This is a genomic window from Candidatus Binatia bacterium (assembly GCA_029248525.1).
Taxonomy (GTDB): Bacteria; Desulfobacterota; Binatia; order UBA12015; family UBA12015; genus UBA12015.
In genome coordinates this window covers 275495-291723 of record JAQWJE010000008.1, presented here as the reverse complement: position 1 = coordinate 291723, position 16229 = coordinate 275495, and the positions used below count along the sequence as shown (strand labels likewise).

Annotated in this window: 13 protein-coding genes and 1 pseudogene; 1 reads left to right on the top strand and 13 read right to left on the bottom strand. The window is 61.3% G+C overall.

Annotation, left to right across the window (positions count from 1 at the left end; translation table 11 throughout):
* Positions 1 to 64: 64 nt before the first annotated feature.
* From cmk to mutL, 6 genes are all read right to left on the bottom strand, one after another.
* On the bottom strand, positions 65 to 775 hold the full coding sequence (gene cmk, locus P8K07_02000; protein MDG1957294.1) for a (d)CMP kinase: 711 nt from the start codon (positions 773 to 775) through the stop codon (positions 65 to 67).
* A complete protein-coding gene (aroA, locus tag P8K07_01995) occupies positions 775 to 2913 on the bottom strand; it encodes a 3-phosphoshikimate 1-carboxyvinyltransferase (GenBank protein MDG1957293.1) in 2139 nt (712 codons plus the stop codon). The genes cmk and aroA overlap by 1 nt, the downstream gene beginning before the upstream one ends.
* On the bottom strand, positions 2910 to 4085 hold the full coding sequence (gene hisC, locus P8K07_01990; protein MDG1957292.1) for a histidinol-phosphate transaminase: 1176 nt from the start codon (positions 4083 to 4085) through the stop codon (positions 2910 to 2912). The genes aroA and hisC overlap by 4 nt, the downstream gene beginning before the upstream one ends.
* On the bottom strand, positions 4063 to 5199 hold the full coding sequence (pheA, locus tag P8K07_01985; GenBank protein ID MDG1957291.1) for a prephenate dehydratase: 1137 nt from the start codon (positions 5197 to 5199) through the stop codon (positions 4063 to 4065). Before pheA ends, hisC begins: the two co-directional genes overlap by 23 nt.
* Positions 5200 to 5263: 64 nt before the next feature.
* Positions 5264 to 6277, bottom strand: a complete 1014-nt coding sequence (miaA, locus tag P8K07_01980; GenBank protein ID MDG1957290.1) for a tRNA (adenosine(37)-N6)-dimethylallyltransferase MiaA — start codon at positions 6275 to 6277, stop codon at positions 5264 to 5266.
* Between the two features lie 64 nt (positions 6278 to 6341).
* A complete protein-coding gene (mutL, locus tag P8K07_01975; GenBank protein ID MDG1957289.1) occupies positions 6342 to 8234 on the bottom strand; it encodes a DNA mismatch repair endonuclease MutL in 1893 nt (630 codons plus the stop codon).
* 124 nt (positions 8235 to 8358) lie between these two features.
* Here mutL and rfaE2 point away from each other — a divergent pair.
* Positions 8359 to 8823 (top strand): annotated as a pseudogene (gene rfaE2, locus P8K07_01970) (D-glycero-beta-D-manno-heptose 1-phosphate adenylyltransferase).
* Between the two features lie 35 nt (positions 8824 to 8858).
* Here rfaE2 and P8K07_01965 read toward each other — a convergent pair.
* The 7 genes from P8K07_01965 to P8K07_01935 all read right to left on the bottom strand — a co-directional run bounded on the left by P8K07_01965 (position 8859) and on the right by P8K07_01935 (position 16198).
* Positions 8859 to 9245, bottom strand: coding sequence for a Rid family detoxifying hydrolase (locus tag P8K07_01965; protein MDG1957288.1), 387 nt, complete (start codon positions 9243 to 9245; stop codon positions 8859 to 8861).
* A gap of 22 nt (positions 9246 to 9267) precedes the next feature.
* Positions 9268 to 11412, bottom strand: a complete 2145-nt coding sequence (locus tag P8K07_01960) for a bifunctional (p)ppGpp synthetase/guanosine-3',5'-bis(diphosphate) 3'-pyrophosphohydrolase (GenBank protein ID MDG1957287.1) — start codon at positions 11410 to 11412, stop codon at positions 9268 to 9270.
* A gap of 59 nt (positions 11413 to 11471) precedes the next feature.
* The gene (gene gmk, locus P8K07_01955; protein ID MDG1957286.1) at positions 11472 to 12086 is read right to left on the bottom strand and encodes a guanylate kinase; all 615 of its coding nucleotides are present in this window, start codon (positions 12084 to 12086) and stop codon (positions 11472 to 11474) included.
* A complete protein-coding gene (locus tag P8K07_01950) occupies positions 12083 to 12961 on the bottom strand; it encodes a YicC family protein (protein ID MDG1957285.1) in 879 nt (292 codons plus the stop codon). Before P8K07_01950 ends, gmk begins: the two co-directional genes overlap by 4 nt.
* On the bottom strand, positions 12958 to 13965 hold the full coding sequence (gene rfaE1, locus P8K07_01945) for a D-glycero-beta-D-manno-heptose-7-phosphate kinase (protein ID MDG1957284.1): 1008 nt from the start codon (positions 13963 to 13965) through the stop codon (positions 12958 to 12960). Before rfaE1 ends, P8K07_01950 begins: the two co-directional genes overlap by 4 nt.
* A gap of 159 nt (positions 13966 to 14124) precedes the next feature.
* Complete coding sequence (gene waaF, locus P8K07_01940) at positions 14125 to 15225, bottom strand: lipopolysaccharide heptosyltransferase II (protein MDG1957283.1); 1101 nt, start codon at positions 15223 to 15225, stop codon at positions 14125 to 14127.
* A 34-nt stretch (positions 15226 to 15259) separates the two neighbouring features.
* Positions 15260 to 16198 carry an NAD-dependent epimerase/dehydratase family protein gene (locus P8K07_01935; protein ID MDG1957282.1) on the bottom strand — a complete coding sequence of 313 codons (939 nt, stop codon included), beginning with the start codon at positions 16196 to 16198 and terminating at the stop codon, positions 15260 to 15262.
* Positions 16199 to 16229: the final 31 nt, after the last annotated feature.

Sequence of the window (16229 nt, the reverse complement as noted above, 5' to 3'; positions counted from 1 at the left end):
ATACACGAATGCCATACGCAGGCAGATGTGCTGACGCTAGGCTTACTCGTGAAGATAGCGCTTTTCAAGAGGCCTCAAGGCCTCGAACTCTGGCCGCCATTTCTGCGACAACTTCATCGACCCCCATATTTGACGAGTCGACCTCCATGGAACCCTCCGGACGAACCAATGGCGCCACCGATCGACCGGCGTCGCGGGCATCCCGAGCCGAAATTTCCCTTGCAACATCAGCTTCTTCCGCCGCGAGGCCACGCGAACGAAGCTCCGCCGTGCGCCGACCTGCCCGGCAGGCCACCGATGCGGTCAGAAAGAATTTCGCTTCGGCCTGCGGGAAAATAATGCTGCCTGTATCGCGCCCTTCGACAACAACGCCACCGCTGGCACCCAGCGCACGCTGCAATTCGAGAAGAGCCGCTCGCACCTCCGGGACAGCCGAAACGCGCGACGCACGCTCGCCCGCAGCCGGCGTACGAATCGCCGATGTGACCTCATCCCCATGCAGAAAAACTCGGGTTCCGGCATCCTCGAAGGTAATTTCGAGAGACCTTGCAATGCCGGCGAGCCGTTCGCGGTCCTCAGGCGGTAGAGCCTCCGGATCGGCGCAAGCGTCGAGTCTTGCGGCGAGCGCCTCGAACGCCCCGACCGAGAGCCCCAATGTGCGGTAGATGGCTCCCGTATCGAGATAGGTATAGCCCAGAAGTGCAGCCAGGCTTCGACTGACCGTGCTTTTTCCGGCTCCGGCCGGGCCATCGATGGTCACGACCAGACGCGCCATTACCGGAGCTCCGCGCGCAGAGTCTCGAGCACGGCCAGAAATCGTGGATCCGATACCGCAATCGAGTCGGCATCCTCGATCCGGACCGGACCGCTCGCCCCGAGGGCGGCCACCGCGAAGGCCATCGCGATTCGGTGGTCGCCAAAAGTTTCGACGGTCGCACCCGCAAGGCGGCCGCCGCCCTCAACCACAAGCCCATCTGGCTGCTCCCGCACAGCCACCCCCATTCGCTGGAGCCCTGCCGCCATCGTCGCCAGACGATCGCTTTCCTTGTGACGCAACTCGGCACCATCTGCGAAAACCGTTTCGCCATCCGCGAACGCTGCCGCCACCGCAAGAATCGGGAATTCATCGATCGCCCGGACCATGGTCTCGCCGGCCACCTCGACGCCCCGCAGCGCTGCGTAACGGACGGTTAGATCGGCTACCGGCTCAGCTCCCACGGACGGCTTGTCGGTTCGGGTCAAATCGGCGCCCATCGCGACGAGAACATCGAGAGCTCCGATGCGGGTCGGGTTCATGGCCACGTCCGGGATGTGGACTTCGGAGCCGGGCACAATCGACGCTGCGACCGCCCAGAAGGCCGCCGCGCTCGGATCGCCAGGGACGTCGACGTCCGCCGCACGTAAAGTCACGGGCCCCTGAACTGCGATTCCCCCGTCGTTGGCCACTTCGACCAAAACACCAAAATGCGGCAGCAGGCGCTCGGTGTGATCGCGGCTACGCAAGGGTTCGCGAACCACGGTTCGCCCCTCTGCCTGCAAGCCCGCCAGAAGCACGGATGTCTTGAGTTGGGCGCTCGCCACGGAAAGCGTAACGTCGGCCCCTTTGAGTGAGCGTCCGCGGACCACCAGCGGCGCATGCCCATCCTCGGTTTCGATCACCGCCCCCAACGCGGCCAACGGGCCCTGCACACGGGCCATCGGCCGCGAGCGGAGGGATGCGTCGCCATCGAGTCGTGAAGAAAAAGGACGGCCCGCCAACAACCCGGCACAGAGCCGCATCGTCGTTCCCGAATTTCCGCAGTCCAGTGTCGCCGCGGGCATGCGGAGGCCCTCGAATCCCCCGCCGTGCACCAGCGCCTCGTCACCATTGCGATCCACCTGAATCCCGAGACCCCGGAGGACCTCGACCGTGCTCGCATTATCCGCACCGGGCGAGAGCCCGCGGACCCGGGTCACACCCTGGGCAATTCCTCCGAACAAAAGAGCCCGGTGGCCGATTGATTTATCTCCCGGCACGCGAACATTGCCCTGCAGGGGCGTCGAGGAGGGCTGGATTTCAGCAGTGGTTTCGGTTCCTCCGGTGGTCTGACGCTTCCAGTCCCCGGCTCGGCGAATCCGACTCTCCAGCGCCGCCCCGTCCCCCCGCGTCGCGGCCAGCCGAAGCGCTTCGAGTTCTTCGGCAAAGCGTCCGGCAACGTCACTGAGCGTGCTGGCATTCGCCAGAAGAATATCCCGCCACATTTCGGGCGAACTCGCGGCGATCCGGGTCATGTCTCGAAACGACGGACCCAGCAATTCTCCGATTGCGGTGCGCTCACCCGCGGCAACGCCAGCCAGCGCAAAAGCCAAAAGGTGCGGCAGATGGCTGGTGACTCCCAACGCTCGGTCGTGCGACGGCGGGTCCATGGAGACCACCCGCATTCCCAGAGCTTCCCAAAATTGTCGGACCAGTACCGTTGCGGCGGGATCCGTTTCCGAACTGGGCGTCACGACGCATACCGCGTCGAGAAAAAGCGACTCATCCGCCGCTGCTGCACCGGAATCTTCGGTGCCGGCAATCGGATGGCTACCGACAAACCGGGAGCCCAGAATCGCTTCGCAATCGCGCACGACCTCGACCTTTACACTGCCACCATCGGTGACGACCGTGTCCGGACGCAACTGGCCGACAATCTGTTCGGCATTCAATGCGAGAGTCCGGACAGGGGTCGCCAGCAGAACCAGATCGCAGTCGGCCAAAATCTCCGGATCTCGGCTCGCTGCATCCACAATGCCGCGGGAAAGTGCGGTATCAAGATTCTCCTGCGTCCGTCCGAGACCGACAACCTCCGCCGCAAAACCCGCTCGCCGGGCGGCCATGGCCGCAGATCCGCCGATCAAACCGACGCCGACGATCCCCAACTTTCGAATCATGAGGTCTCTTCCTGACGCAGCAAGGGTGCGCCAGGCCCGCTGAAACCCAGCAGAGCCGCCAAAGTTTGCGCGAATGCGGTATTTTCCTCGGGCAGTCCGATCGATACGCGGATATGGGCCGGCATGCCATAGCCCCCGAGAGGCCGCACAATGATACCGGCCCGCTGGAGAGAATCTGCGACGTCACCCCCGTAGCCGACTTCGATCGTGAGAAAGTTTGTCTCACTCGGCAAGGCCGCGAGCCCCAGAATCTTGACGGCCCGACGCAGGAACTTCCGACCTTCGGCATTCACCCGACGACTCGATATGACATGCGCCTCGTCGCGCAGAGCCGCGACAGCAGCCTTTTCCGCTGCCAGATTCACGTTAAAGGGATCGCGCAGGCGATGGTAGAAATCACCGAGCCAATCAGGTCCGACCCCATAGCCGATCCGCAGACCGCCCATCCCATAGATCTTGGAGAAGGTACGCAGGACGACCAGACCGGGGTGGCGATCTCGATCGAGCATGGCATCCGGAAAATCCGGATGGTCGACGTATTCCGCGTACGCATTATCGCAAACCACAAGAATGTCCTGCGGCACGCTCGCCAGAAATTTCTCCCATACATCCCGCCCGAACATCGTACCGGTCGGGTTATTCGGATTGCATAGGTAGAGGATTTTCGTGCGCTCGGTCACCGCATCAATCATGCCGATCGGATCGTGGGTGTAGGCAGGCGCGGCCACCGTAACGACGTCAGCCCCCTGCGCCTTGGCGGAGAGTGCATAGATGGCAAAAGCCCCCTCGGAAACAACGACCTCATCCCCCGGCGACAAAAACAATCGTGCCAGAAGTGTCAAGACTTCGTTGGACCCGTTCCCCAGAAGCACCCGCGAGGGATCTACCTGATGGTGCTCAGCAAGTGCCTGCTGCAGCTCGGGAGAGCCCCCCTCGGGATATCGGTGCATCTCTGTGGCGGCCGCGACATAGGCTTCGCGGGCCAATGGGCTCATGCCGACCGGGTTCTCGTTGGAAGCAAGCTTCACCACGGTGTCGAGCCCGAACTCCCGTTCGATCTCGGCGATCGCCCGGCCAGGCACGTAGGGCGAGAGGTCGCGGAGGTGTCCGGCGACCAGCGAAGCCGGGGAGACCTCGGCGCCGCCCTTCTCACTTCGGTTGCGCGGCTGCATAACTCCCCAAAACCTTCAGCCAAACGCAATGCTTGCGGATCGCGGCCACCGCACGACCGACATTCCGGTCCTCCAGGTCGCCGCAAAGATCCATGAAGAAGACATAATCCCACAAATGGCCGCGCTTGGGTCGAGACTCGACCTTCAAGACATCGATACCGGCGCGCGCGAGGGGCGCCAGGATTCGGGCCAGAACCCCAACCTCATTCTTCACCGAAAACAGGATGGATATTTTCTCCCCCGGTACCGGGGCGACTTGATCCGCGTCGCCCACGACGACAAATCGGGTGACGTTTCGGGAAAGGTCCTGAATCCCTTCCTGAAGCACTTCCAGGCGGTAGCGACTGGCTGCGGACGCCGAGGCGATGGCCGCACTGCTCTTGGTCCGGGCCGCCTGCTGCGCCGCCGCCGCATTGCTGGAAACCTCACGCAACTCCGCATGCGGCAAATGGACCTCGAGCCAATTACGGCATTGCGCAATCGCCTGTGGATGCGCCAGCACACGCCGCACCTGTCCGAGATTTTTCGTATGCCCCAGCAACGCATGACGAATATCCAGCTGTCGTTCGCCCAAGATACGCAAAGGGCTCTCGACGAAGGCATCGATCGCCTGCCCCACGATCCCTTCCGTTGAGTTCTCGAAAGGAACAACGCCCAGTTCGACCTGTTTTTTTTCCACCGCATCAAAGATCGCGGCAATATTCGAAACCGGCACAAATTCGGCCTGCGAACCGAAATGTTCGTGAGCCGCCAGTTCGGAGTATGTTCCTTGCGGGCCAAGATAGGCCACGCGCAAATCACGCTGGAGCGCCCGCGAGGCCGAAAGGACCTCCCCAAAAATCGAGGAAAGAGCACCCTCGGGAACCGGGGTCTCACTTTTTCGATTGAGCCGGCTCAATCGCTGGAGTTGGGCAGCTTCGCGCTCGGGCACCCAGATTCGCCCACCCGTTGCCTGCTTGGCCTCTTTGACCTGCAGCACCACGCTGGTTCGCTCGCTCAGCAACTTCAGCAGCTCGGCGTCGATTCGGTCCAAGCGGCGACGAAAAACCGCCAACGAGGCTTGTCCTCTGGTCGGTGCCGCCTTGTCTTTTGTGTCCTTTTTAGCCAATTCCAAGCCCCGCCTTCGTTCGTTATTCAAAGCACAATCCGGCACCAAGCTCCATTTGTCGAGGGATTCCTCATCCCAGACAATCGAGAACCTTGCGCTGGAGAGACACTGGCCAACGAGCCTCCTCAAGCCAATGGGCCCCCGCAATGCCTCGAAACCAGGTCCTCTGGCGCTTGGCATATTGCCGAGAGGTCAGGACGATCGCCTCGATAGCTGCTTCCTCCGAGAGCTCGCCCCGAAGGAAGGCCTGCGCCTCGCGGTATCCAATCGACTGCAACGAAGCCAGCTCTCCGGAGAATCCACGGTCGAGGATCCCCCGCGTTTCGGCGACCAACCCTTCGGCCCACATCGCCTCGGCACGCTCCCGGATGCGGGATTCAAGAATCTCCCGAGAAGGGGAGAGCACGACCGTCAGAACTTCAAATGGCCGAGGCCGGCGGGCATGCTCCTCCTGCCACTCTCCAAGCGGCCTGCCTGTCTGGCGGAACACCTCCAATGCACGCAACACCCGCCGGCGATCCCCCACCGCAACGCGCGCGGCGACTCCAGGGTCGAGGCTGGAGAGTTCCTCGTGCATCTCCGCGTCCCCACGCCCATCGGCTTCATGCTTCAATTGCTCACGGAGGATCGGATCCGGCTCGGGCAGGTCCGGCATCCCCTCCGCGAGGGCGCGCAAATATAGCCCGCTGCCACCACATAGGATTGGTGCGCAACCACGCCCCCGTATCTCTCGAACCGCTGCGGTCGCCTCGCGTCCAAAGCGACCGGCATCGTAAGACTCGTCAGGCTCGGCCACATCAATCAGGTGATGCGGAACCTGAGCACACATCTCGGCCGTCGGCTTCGCTGTGCCAATATCCAGATGCCGGAAGATCTGGCGAGAGTCGACCGAGACGACCTCGGCCTGCCCCGTCAAGGCAAGCTCGAGTGCCAGAGCGCTTTTTCCGGCAGCTGTCGGGCCCACAATCGCCACCAGAGGCAACCGGCCCGAGCCACCGCTCATGCAACCCCCCTCGGCATCGAAGAGCACGGCGCTCCGCGAGCGCTGGAGTTCCTCTTTTTCGTCGGCGTTACCATCCAGCATCCCTACTTATGGACTCGTACCCATTTTTCAATCCGCCTCCCGGTCGAACACCCGCCGGGATCGGCTAGCGGAGAACGCGCCGTTCGATTTCCCCGCGAGGGATCGGCGCCACCATCGGCCGACCGTGCGGACAGGTTGCGGCAAACGGGATCGTATCGAGATCTGCGACCAATTGCTTCATTTCGTCCATCGTCAAGGGATCACCCACCCGCACCGCTCCGTGACAAGCGACCCGCGCCAGGAGGGTATCTCGCGCTGCGAGAATCCGCTCCTCGGTTCCGCGGCTCCCCATTTCGGCAAACTCGCGCGCGAGTTCGGCCAACAGGACCTCCACGTCCGTCGAGACATCCAACGAGGCTGGAAGCGCCCGGAGCACCACCCGGCCGGTGCCGAAGCTGTCGATCTCGAAACCGCCGGCCCGCAATTGGTCGGCATTGGCCTCCAGAGCAGCTAGCGCAGTCGGATCCAACTCCACCACCGAAGGCACCAGTAACTGCTGGCTCGCAATGGTTGTCGCTGCCTGTGCTCGCAAGCGTTCGAAGCGAACCCGTTCGTGAGCGGCATGCTGGTCGATCAGGACCAGACCATCCCTCGATTCCGTCACGATATAACCGTTCATCGCCTGGCCCAGCACACGAAGGTCGGCAAACCGTGGAAGTCCTGCGGGGCGCCCATCCGACGAAGGCTCGGCATCGCCTTTTGCGGCAAATTCCATCGCGTCCTGACGGTCACTACCGCCGGGCACCGACACACCGGCGCGATCGCGCCTATCAGTGGCCTGCTCCGTCGACCGAATCGTATAGGAGCGTGTTTCCCGCGATCCCGGGCGAGCGGCATAGCGGGCAAGCGACTCCTCCACGCGAGCCGAAACCTCGGAACCGCCGCTGGCGCCCCTCACCCTCGAGGGGGAACTCTCCTGAGTCGACGCCACGTCGCCCCGCGTTTCCAGGGCGGCCGGTGCCTGAATTCCGTCCTCGAGAGCCTGGCGAATGGTGCGCAAAACCGCGCTATACACCTGGTCGCCATTGGCAAAACGAACTTCAACTTTACCCGGATGCACATTCACATCGACTTCTCCGGGAGGGAGCTCGAGAAAGAGCACGGCTGCCGGGTAGCGCCCCTGAGGCAGCAGGGCCCGATAAGCATCCAGAACCGCTCGCGTCAGGACTCGGTCCCGCACCACCCGGCCTCCCACGTAGGAAAGAATCGCCTTGGACTGCGGATAGCTCTTGCCCGCGCGCGAGACCCAACCCGTGACGCGAATCCCATGAGCCTCACCCGAACACGCCAGCATTTCGCCCGCTCGCGTCGCGCCCTGAACTTGGCGCAGCCGCTCTCCGGGATCAGCGACCGCGGGATGTCGAAATACCTCCCGCGCCCCGTGCGTCAAAGAAAAAGCCACCTCCGGGCGCGCGAGTGCGGCGCGCAACAACCAATCCGAGATATGGGCCAACTCTGTCTGGGCTGTGCGCAAGAACTTCCGCCGCGCCGGCACAGAGGCAAACAACTCCCTTACCGTGATCTTGGTCCCCTCGGGCACTCCTGCCGGCAAAACCTCCAGGACCTTCCCCTGCTGAACCCGAATACAGGTACCTTCAGCTGCGCGATTTTCGCAGGTCTCGATCGTGGTTTTCGAGATGGAGGAAATACTCGCCAACGCCTCGCCGCGGAAACCGTAACTGGCAATCCGCTCGATCTCGTCGATCTCGCGAAGCTTGCTCGTCGCATGGCGCAAGCAGGCCCGCTCCGCATCCGCACGCGCCATGCCCGAACCATCATCCTGCACGATGATTTCCTCCCGGCCCCCCTCGCGTACCGACACATCAATCCGTCGAGCGCCGGCATCCAGAGCGTTCTCCACAAGCTCTTTCACAATCGAAGCAGGCCTCTCGATCACCTCGCCTGCAGCAATCTGGTTCGCCACGACCGCCGATAAAATTTCAATGGAATTACCCAAACCACCGCACCTGCGCTTTGGTCCCGATCATCCGGAACTCGAACACTCCTCGTACCACCTGCCCCCCTCGTGCTACAAGTCGGATATGCCGGAAGACAAGCTGTCCGAAGCACTCGCCTACCAGAGAAAAATCAGCACACTCGAGGAAGCCAGATTGGCCTGCGAAGACTATCGCAAAGCCTCTCGTCGTATCGTCTTTACCAATGGGTGCTTCGATCTTCTCCACCCGGGCCATGTTCGCTACCTCGCAATGGCGCGCGCGCTCGGAGACATCCTGGTGGTCGGACTCAACGCAGACGCCAGTGTCCGACGGCTCAAGGGAGCATCCCGACCGCTACAAGGAGAGGCCGCTCGCGCCGAGGTACTCGCAGCTCTCGCCTGCGTCGGTCACGTAGTGATCTTCCCCGAGGACAATCCCCTGAATCTGATTCTCGCAACCAAACCGGACGTCCTGGCCAAAGGAGCGGATTGGGCGGCGGAGGAGATTATCGGAGGCACCGAGGTACGGGCATGGGGCGGTAAAGTTGCGAGAATTCAATTAGTCGAGGGGCATTCGACCTCCAACCTGGTCGAGAAGGCTCGCGACTGAGAGCCGGTGCGCCGCGACCCCAGCGGGGTCCACCCTCAGCGCAGGCAGGCGATCGCGTCGATCTCGAACAGAGCCCCTTTGGGCAATTCGCAAACCGCGACCGTCGCCCGAGCCGGGCGCGATTCGCCGAGAAACTCGGCGTAAATCTCGTTCACAACAGCGAAATCGCTCATCTGAACCAGATAGAGAGTCGTCTTGGTCACATCGCCAAAGCTGGCGCCCGACGCCTTGAGCACTGCTGATAAATTGAGCAGGGCCTGCCGGGTCTCGGCCGCGACCCCTCCCTCAACCAGAGCGCCATCCTCCGGGGACAATCCGATCTGTCCCGAACAGAAAATCATGCCGCCGGCGGCAGTCGCTTGCGCATAGGGGCCGATGGCTGCGGGGGCCGCCGGAGTCGAAACCGATTCTACGATACTCATAAGATTCCTTTCCTCAGGCGGATCAGGCGCGAATACGCTCCACCGAGATCACGCCCTTGAGCTTGGTCAATCGACGGATCAACCGAGCCAGATCATCTATGTTCTCGACCAGGACTTCGAAGGTATTGATCGCCTTCCCGTCCTCGATCGCCCGGGATTCAGCCTTACGGATATTGATTCCGGCAGCGGCAATGGCCCGCGAGATTCCGGCCAACTGACCGCGCTCATCCACACAGGCGACTTCAATCTTCACGGGTCGATTCGCAGTGGTCTCGGTGTCCCAGACGCAGTCCACGCGACGCAGGGGATCAGCTTCCAACACGCGCGAGCATACGGTGGCATGCACCGTCACGCCTCGTCCACGGGTCAGAAAACCAGCGATTCGCTCTCCGGGGATCGGGTCGCAACAACGCGCAAATCGAACCAGCACATCCGGCAGACTGGAAACGCGCACACCGCCTTCCGCCGACCGACGACTGACGGACCGGATCATTCGCTCGAGTCGACCCGGTTCTACCGGATGGTCGAGGTCCGCCTCGGGATCAATCTCTGCCAGGATCTCCCGGGAAGTCATCCGGCCGTAACCCACCTGCGCGATCAGACTATCGGCGTCTTTTTGCTCAAGCCCCTCGGCGACCCGCGCCAGGACGCCCTCCCGCAGAAGTCGCCCCAAATCGAGTCCGACCCGGGCGAGGTCGCGGGTCAGGATCTCGCGCCCGACCTCCAACGACCGAGAAGCCTGCTGCTCCTTGATCCACGCACGAACTCGCTCTTTGGCCCGAGGGGTGCGAACGAACTTCAACCAATCGCGCGAGGGCGTCTGCTTCTGGGTGGTAATGATTTCCACCATATCGCCGTTCTGCAACTGGTAGCGGAGCGGCACCAAGCGTCCCCCAACCCGCGCGCCAGTGCAACGATGCCCGACTTCGGAGTGGATCCGGTAGGCGAAGTCGACAACTGTCGCTCCCTTGGGAAAGTGACGTAAATCGCCTTTGGGCGTAAAGACATAGACCTCATCGGCAAAGAGATCTTCCTTGAAGCCATCGAGGAACTCTTCAGGATCCTTGACCTGCTGCTGCCAATCCAACATCTGCCGGAGCCACTGGAAACGTTGCAGTTCTTTTTGCGCGCCGGCGTAGCCGCCTTTGTACTTCCAATGAGCCGCAACACCTTCCTCGGCGATCCGGTGCATATCGGTCGTGCGGATCTGCACCTCGATGCGCTCCGCCTGAGGCCCGAGCACCGCGGTATGCAGAGACTGGTATCCGTTCGCCTTGGGTAAGGCGATATAGTCCTTGAAACGACCCGGGATGGGTCGCCACTGCTCATGAACGCAACCGAGAGCCTCGTAACAATCTCTTTTGGAGTCGACGACAATTCGGAAGGCCACGAGATCAAACAACTGCTCATAGAGCAGGTTCTGGTTCACCATTTTTTGATAAATGGAATAGAAATGCTTGGGGCGCCCCGATACGGTTGCCTCGATGCCCGAGCCAGCCAACTGGCGCTCGAGCAACCGATGGACTTCGCGAATATATTTCTCGCGCTCCGTCTTTTTCTGCGAAACAAACCTTTTCAGCTGGTAATAGATTTCGGGATGCAGGGCCTGCAATGCAGCATCCTCCATCTCGCTCTTCATCCAGTAGATGCCGAGCCGGTGCGCGAGAGGCGCGTATATATCCAGAGTTTCCTGCGCAATCTTGCGACGCCGTGCCGGTGACAAGGCGCTCAGGGTCCGCATATTATGTGTCCGGTCCGCCAGCTTGATCAGAATCACCCGCACATCCTTGGACATGGCCAGGATCATCTTGCGGAAATTCTCGGCTTCCTGCTCCTCACGACTCGCGAAATTGATCTGGCTGATCTTGGTCACGCCATCTACAAGGCTTGCGACTTCCGGTCCGAACCCCGCTTCGATATTCTCGAGTGTCGTGAGGGTATCTTCGACCGTATCGTGCAAAAGACCGGTCGCGATACTGGGGACGTCCAGACGCAGGTCTGCGATGATATTGGCCACCTCCAGAGGGTGGGTGACATACGGCTCGCCGGACGCGCGGCGTTGGTTTTTATGCTTCTCCGCGGAAAACTCGTAGGCGCGACGAACCACATCCAGAGGTGCTGCGGGAAGGTAATCCTCCACCTTCTTGAGAAGTCCGTCGAGTTTCACTGCTTCGACCTTATCCGGGAATACACCCCATTGCCCAGAGGCGGGGAGAAAATATGACTCTATTCCAGTTCCGGTGGCGACAGACGTCCCTGCCGACAACGCTCCGCACGAACGATCGAGAGGAGGTCGGCTGCTGCTCTTTCGCGATCATCATTCACAATCAGATAATCGTATACGCCCACTTCCCGGGCTGCGGTAATCTCCTCCCGGACTCGAGATAGACGTCGCGCGATCTGCGCTTCATCGTCCGTGCCGCGGGCACGCAGACGGCTCTCGAGGGCGGCCGCAGACGGCGGCATGACGAAAATACCGACAGCATCCTTCGGGTATGCCCTCTTGAGCGAGCGAGCTCCCTGAATATCCACGTCGAGAAGCATATCGCGGCCCTCGGCAATCGCGGCATCCAGCGGGGTTCGCGGCGTGGCATAGGCATGGTCAAAGACCTCGGCCGACTCGACAAACTCCCCTTCCGTCAAAAAATCGCGAAAGCTCTGCTGAGAAACGAATCTATAATCCACACCGTCCACCTCTCCTTCGCGGGGTTGGCGGGTCGTGCAGGAAACCGAAAGCTGCAAGGAGGGTTCAGCCGACATCGCCGATTTCACAAGCGTGGTTTTGCCGCCTCCGGAAGGAGCCGATACCACGAGCAGGATCCCCCGACGGCGCGCACTCATTCGACGTTCGCCGCCTGCTCTCGCAACTTCTCGAGTTCGGCCTTCGCCTCGAGAACGCATTGCGTCAGAGGCAGATGGTTGGCTTTGGACCCGGTGGTATTCACTTCGCGAAGAATCTCTTGCAGAAGAAATTCGATGCGTTTGCCGCTGGCGGCCTTCTCGCGAAGGAGGCCTCTGAAAGCCTGCAGATGAGCATCCAATCGGGTCATCTCCTCACTCACATCCGCCTTGTCCAGGACGATCGCAATCTCGGGAACCAAACGTTCGGGCTCGGGAGTCTGATTACCGAGCACCTTGCGCAATCGCTTGGCCATCCGCTCCTGAAAAATAGGTCGCATCTCGGCCGAGATATCGCGCATTCGACGGCGCAACGCATCGAGCACCCGCAAACGACCCCGCATGTCTCCGGCAAGGTGCGAACCTTCCCGACGGCGTTCTCGGTCGTGCGCCTTGAGAGCACGGTCCAGAGCCTTGCGCAAAGCCGCCTCCTCGGACTTGACAGGGACCGCTCGCTCGCGCAGCCGCACGACGTCGGGTGCGGTCCGGCGCAGCAGAGCGAGATCAATCTCCCCGGGCAATCCCAATTCCTTCTGCAGTCGTGTCCATGCCCGCACGGACTCCCGCGCGAGAGGCAAGTCCAATTCCACCGCTCGTGCCCGCTGCTCGTTGGCGTCTCGTCGGATGGTGATATCCACACGACCGCGCTCCTGCCATTCCGCGACCTTCTTTCGAAGATCCGGTTCGAGAGCCTGATATTCTCGCGGCAAGGCAATCTTCAACTCCAGAAACCGCGAGTTGATGCTACGAACTTCGGCGGTCAAAAAACCACCTGAAACCTGCGCACGTGCGCGGCCGAAGCCAGTCATACTTCTCATCGCCCTTTACTCCTTCGTAATATTGCTTGACCGCGCGCAGCGCGGGACAATTCGGCACGGGTCAGGGTCGCGGTACCGACCTTGCCCACGACCACTCCTGCCGCATGGTTGGCAAGCTCGGCGGCTTCCTCCGGCGTCCCCTGTGAGGCGAGGCACAGTGCCGCCGTCGCCAAAACCGTATCGCCCGCACCCGTCACGTCAAAAACCTCCCGCGCATGTGCGGCAAAGGAAACCGGTGCTCGATTGGGTCGGCATAACGCCATGCCTTGCTCCCCTCGGGAAACCAGAACTGTCTCGCTCTGCCATTTTTCCAGCAGGCTCTTGCCCACCGAACGCAACGCCGAAGCACTATCCGGCTTCAATCCGGCTGCAGCTTCCGCCTCGGCGGCATTGGGCTTCACCAGCGTGGCACCACGATAGTGCTCGTAGTTCGGCTGCTTCGGATCGATCAAATAGGCAAAACCCAGTTTCGGGCGTGCGTTGGCCAGCAAATCCAGCAACTCGGGACCAATCGTGCCCTTGCCGTAGTCCGATACGATCACGGCATCGGCACCGGGCAGCAGTTTCTCGACCGACCGAGAGATCCTGCGGATCAGGTCCTGGCCGGGCCGATCCGGCTCACGATCCAGACGAACCAGTTGCTGCCGCTGGGCCACGATGCGGGTCTTCTCGATCGAGACAGCGCGGCTGCTCATCACAATTCCCCGAGTATCCGCACCCCGCTGTTTCAGACCATCACAAATCGTTCGGCCGGCCGCATCGCGACCGACCCAACCTGCGACCATCGGCTCTGCGCCAAGAGCGGCGAGATTTGCCACCACATTCCCCGCGCCTCCAGGGTGGTTGCTCTCTTCCATGACGCGAACGACCGGCACGGGAGCTTCCGGCGAAATCCGTTGCACCTCTCCCCAGATGAAGCGATCCAACATCAGATCGCCCACCACCAGAACTCGAGCCCGGGGAAATCCCGCGATCAATCCGGAAAGCCTTCGTGATGTCATCATTCCGGGCGTGTTCGTACAACGGAACTGCTTCGAGTGCCATGGTTGACAACGAGGAAGACCGATTCACTGGCGTTTTTCTTCAAAATCATGTCGAGACGCCCATTTCCAAGGATCCGCAGGGAGCAGTTTCCCGGAAGTACCGAGCCTCGGCCACCAAGGTCAGACGCCCCGGGATCCGGTTTCGAAATCCAACTGCAATGCGACCCGCGACACCCTAACCGGGTCCAACTCCTCCATGCAGGCATGGGTCCCGACCGGACAATGCATCGAGCCGTGGCGGGAACAGGGCCGACAAGCGAGAGCCTGGTGTCCCGCGATGGTCACCCAACGGCCCAGAGGCACGAATCCCATCTCCGGTGTGGTCGGCCCGAAAATCGCCACCAACGGCGTGTCGACCGCGCCCGCAATATGACCGGGTGCCGAATCATTGGCGATACAGAACTGCGCATGCGCAATCGTCGCGACCAATTCGGCAGCGGTTGTCTGCCCCGTCCAATCCAGAATCCGCGAAGCGCCCTCGCCCGCAGCATCCGCCACTTCCGCGGCCAGCATGCCATCGCCACCACCGCCCACCACAATCCCGCGATCAAAGCCTTTCGCGAGAAGATCACCCGCCACGCGGCCAAAGTATCGCGCCGGCCATTGCTTCGTTCGCCACGCAGATCCGGGCGCGAGGATCACCAAACGCTCTCGCGACCCCACACCTGCGGCTGCCAAACGAGCAAGAACCGCCTCCCGAGCATCCGTAGCGACCCGGAGATAGGGCTCGGGTGGATCGGCTGCCGAAACACCAAACCCCTCGACGAGACGCACCATTCGATCGCGCGCATGGAGGCCCTGATGAGGCACGCGCCGATTGTAGAAAAACCAGCCGCCCGCACCGGCGAAGCCGATTCGAAGGGGAATTCCAGCCTGCCACAGCAGCGCAGCGGTCCTAAACGAGCGCTGCACGGCAACAGCGGCATCGAATTCTCGTTCGGCGAGAATTCTGGCCATCCTGAAAAATCCTCCGGCACCACGCGCCTCGGCTCGCTTGGCATACACCAGGACCCTGCCGGAAGGGACCAGTGGTGCCACAATCGCCTCGGCGTCGGGCCGCACCAGCCAATGAATTTCCGCTTCCGGAAAAGCCTCCGAGAGCCGTCGCTGCAGAGCCGTCGCCAAGACGACGTCACCCAGAAAGGCTGTCTGAATCAGGAGAATCTTTTTCGGCGCGCCCCCGTCGAGCATCCTAACCTCGCAAAAGGCTGGCAGAGCCATGCACCTGGGCGTGCCTCATGGAAGATCTCTGCACTCAGCAGATCTCTTGCTTGAGCCAGTCGTACTCAGCCTGAAGGCCCTCTTCGAGGCCGGTCCGCGGCGACCACTGCAATTCCGATGCAGCCAACTCCGCCGCAGCGTGCGTGTGCCGGACATCACCGAGTTGCTTGCCCAGACGTTCCACCCGAGGCGCGATGCCCGTGATCCGACCGATCATCTCCAGCACATGATTCACGGTCACTCGCGAGCCCCCGCCGATATTGTAGGCGGTTCCGGGCGTGCCATTTTCGAGAGCCAGCAGGTTGGCGCGGACCACGTCACCCACAAAAGTGAAATCTCGTGTCTGCTCGCCATCATCATAAAGAGTAATTTCAGACCCCTCGAGTTGGGCTCGAAGGAATTTATGGAAAGCCATATCCGGACGTTGGCGAGGACCGTAAACCGTAAAGTAGCGGAGAGAAATCGTCGGGACGCCAGCGGAAACCGTGTAGAGCCGTGAAAGATGCTCCCCAGCCAGCTTGCTGACTCCGTAGGGGGAAATTGGCTGCGGAAGCGTCTCTTCGCTGGTCGGGAAATCCTTCGCATCGCCGTAGATGGAAGAGGACGAGGAATAGACAACCCTTGTTTTCCTCGCCAGACAGGCCTCCAGCAACCTCTGCGTTCCCTGAATATTTGAGTTGCAGTAGATCGAAAAATCCTGCCCCCAACTCGCACGCACCCCGGCTTGAGCGGCGAGATGAATTACCGCATCCACATCCGCACAAATCGAATTCAGATCGGCCGTCATCAAATCTTCTTCGAGAAACGTAAAGTTGGGATTTCCTATAGCGTTCTCGATGTTTTTCTCTTTACGCTCGCGCGGATAATAATCCAGAAAGCAATCGAGCCCACGCACCTGATCGCCGCGCAGCAAAAGAGCATCTACAATCTGTGAACCGATAAACCCTGCGCATCCTGTAACTAAAATCAACATTCTGAAATCCTCGGGCCTGAGTTTAACCACA

Bases quoted from the DNA above. Each gene is read 5' to 3' on its own strand.
- cmk (MDG1957294.1), bottom strand. From the start codon at position 775: ATGGCGCGTCTGGTCGTGACCATCGATGGCCCGGCCGGAGCCGGAAAA.
- aroA (MDG1957293.1), bottom strand. From the start codon at position 2,913: ATGATTCGAAAGTTGGGGATCGTCGGCGTCGGTTTGATCGGCGGATCT.
- hisC (MDG1957292.1), bottom strand. From the start codon at position 4,085: ATGCAGCCGCGCAACCGAAGTGAGAAGGGCGGCGCCGAGGTCTCCCCG.
- miaA (MDG1957290.1), bottom strand. From the start codon at position 6,277: ATGCTGGATGGTAACGCCGACGAAAAAGAGGAACTCCAGCGCTCGCGG.
- P8K07_01965 (MDG1957288.1), bottom strand. From the start codon at position 9,245: ATGAGTATCGTAGAATCGGTTTCGACTCCGGCGGCCCCCGCAGCCATC.
- gmk (MDG1957286.1), bottom strand. From the start codon at position 12,086: ATGAGTGCGCGCCGTCGGGGGATCCTGCTCGTGGTATCGGCTCCTTCC.
- P8K07_01950 (MDG1957285.1), bottom strand. From the start codon at position 12,961: ATGAGAAGTATGACTGGCTTCGGCCGCGCACGTGCGCAGGTTTCAGGT.
- rfaE1 (MDG1957284.1), bottom strand. From the start codon at position 13,965: ATGATGACATCACGAAGGCTTTCCGGATTGATCGCGGGATTTCCCCGG.
- waaF (MDG1957283.1), bottom strand. From the start codon at position 15,225: ATGGCTCTGCCAGCCTTTTGCGAGGTTAGGATGCTCGACGGGGGCGCG.
- P8K07_01935 (MDG1957282.1), bottom strand. From the start codon at position 16,198: ATGTTGATTTTAGTTACAGGATGCGCAGGGTTTATCGGTTCACAGATT.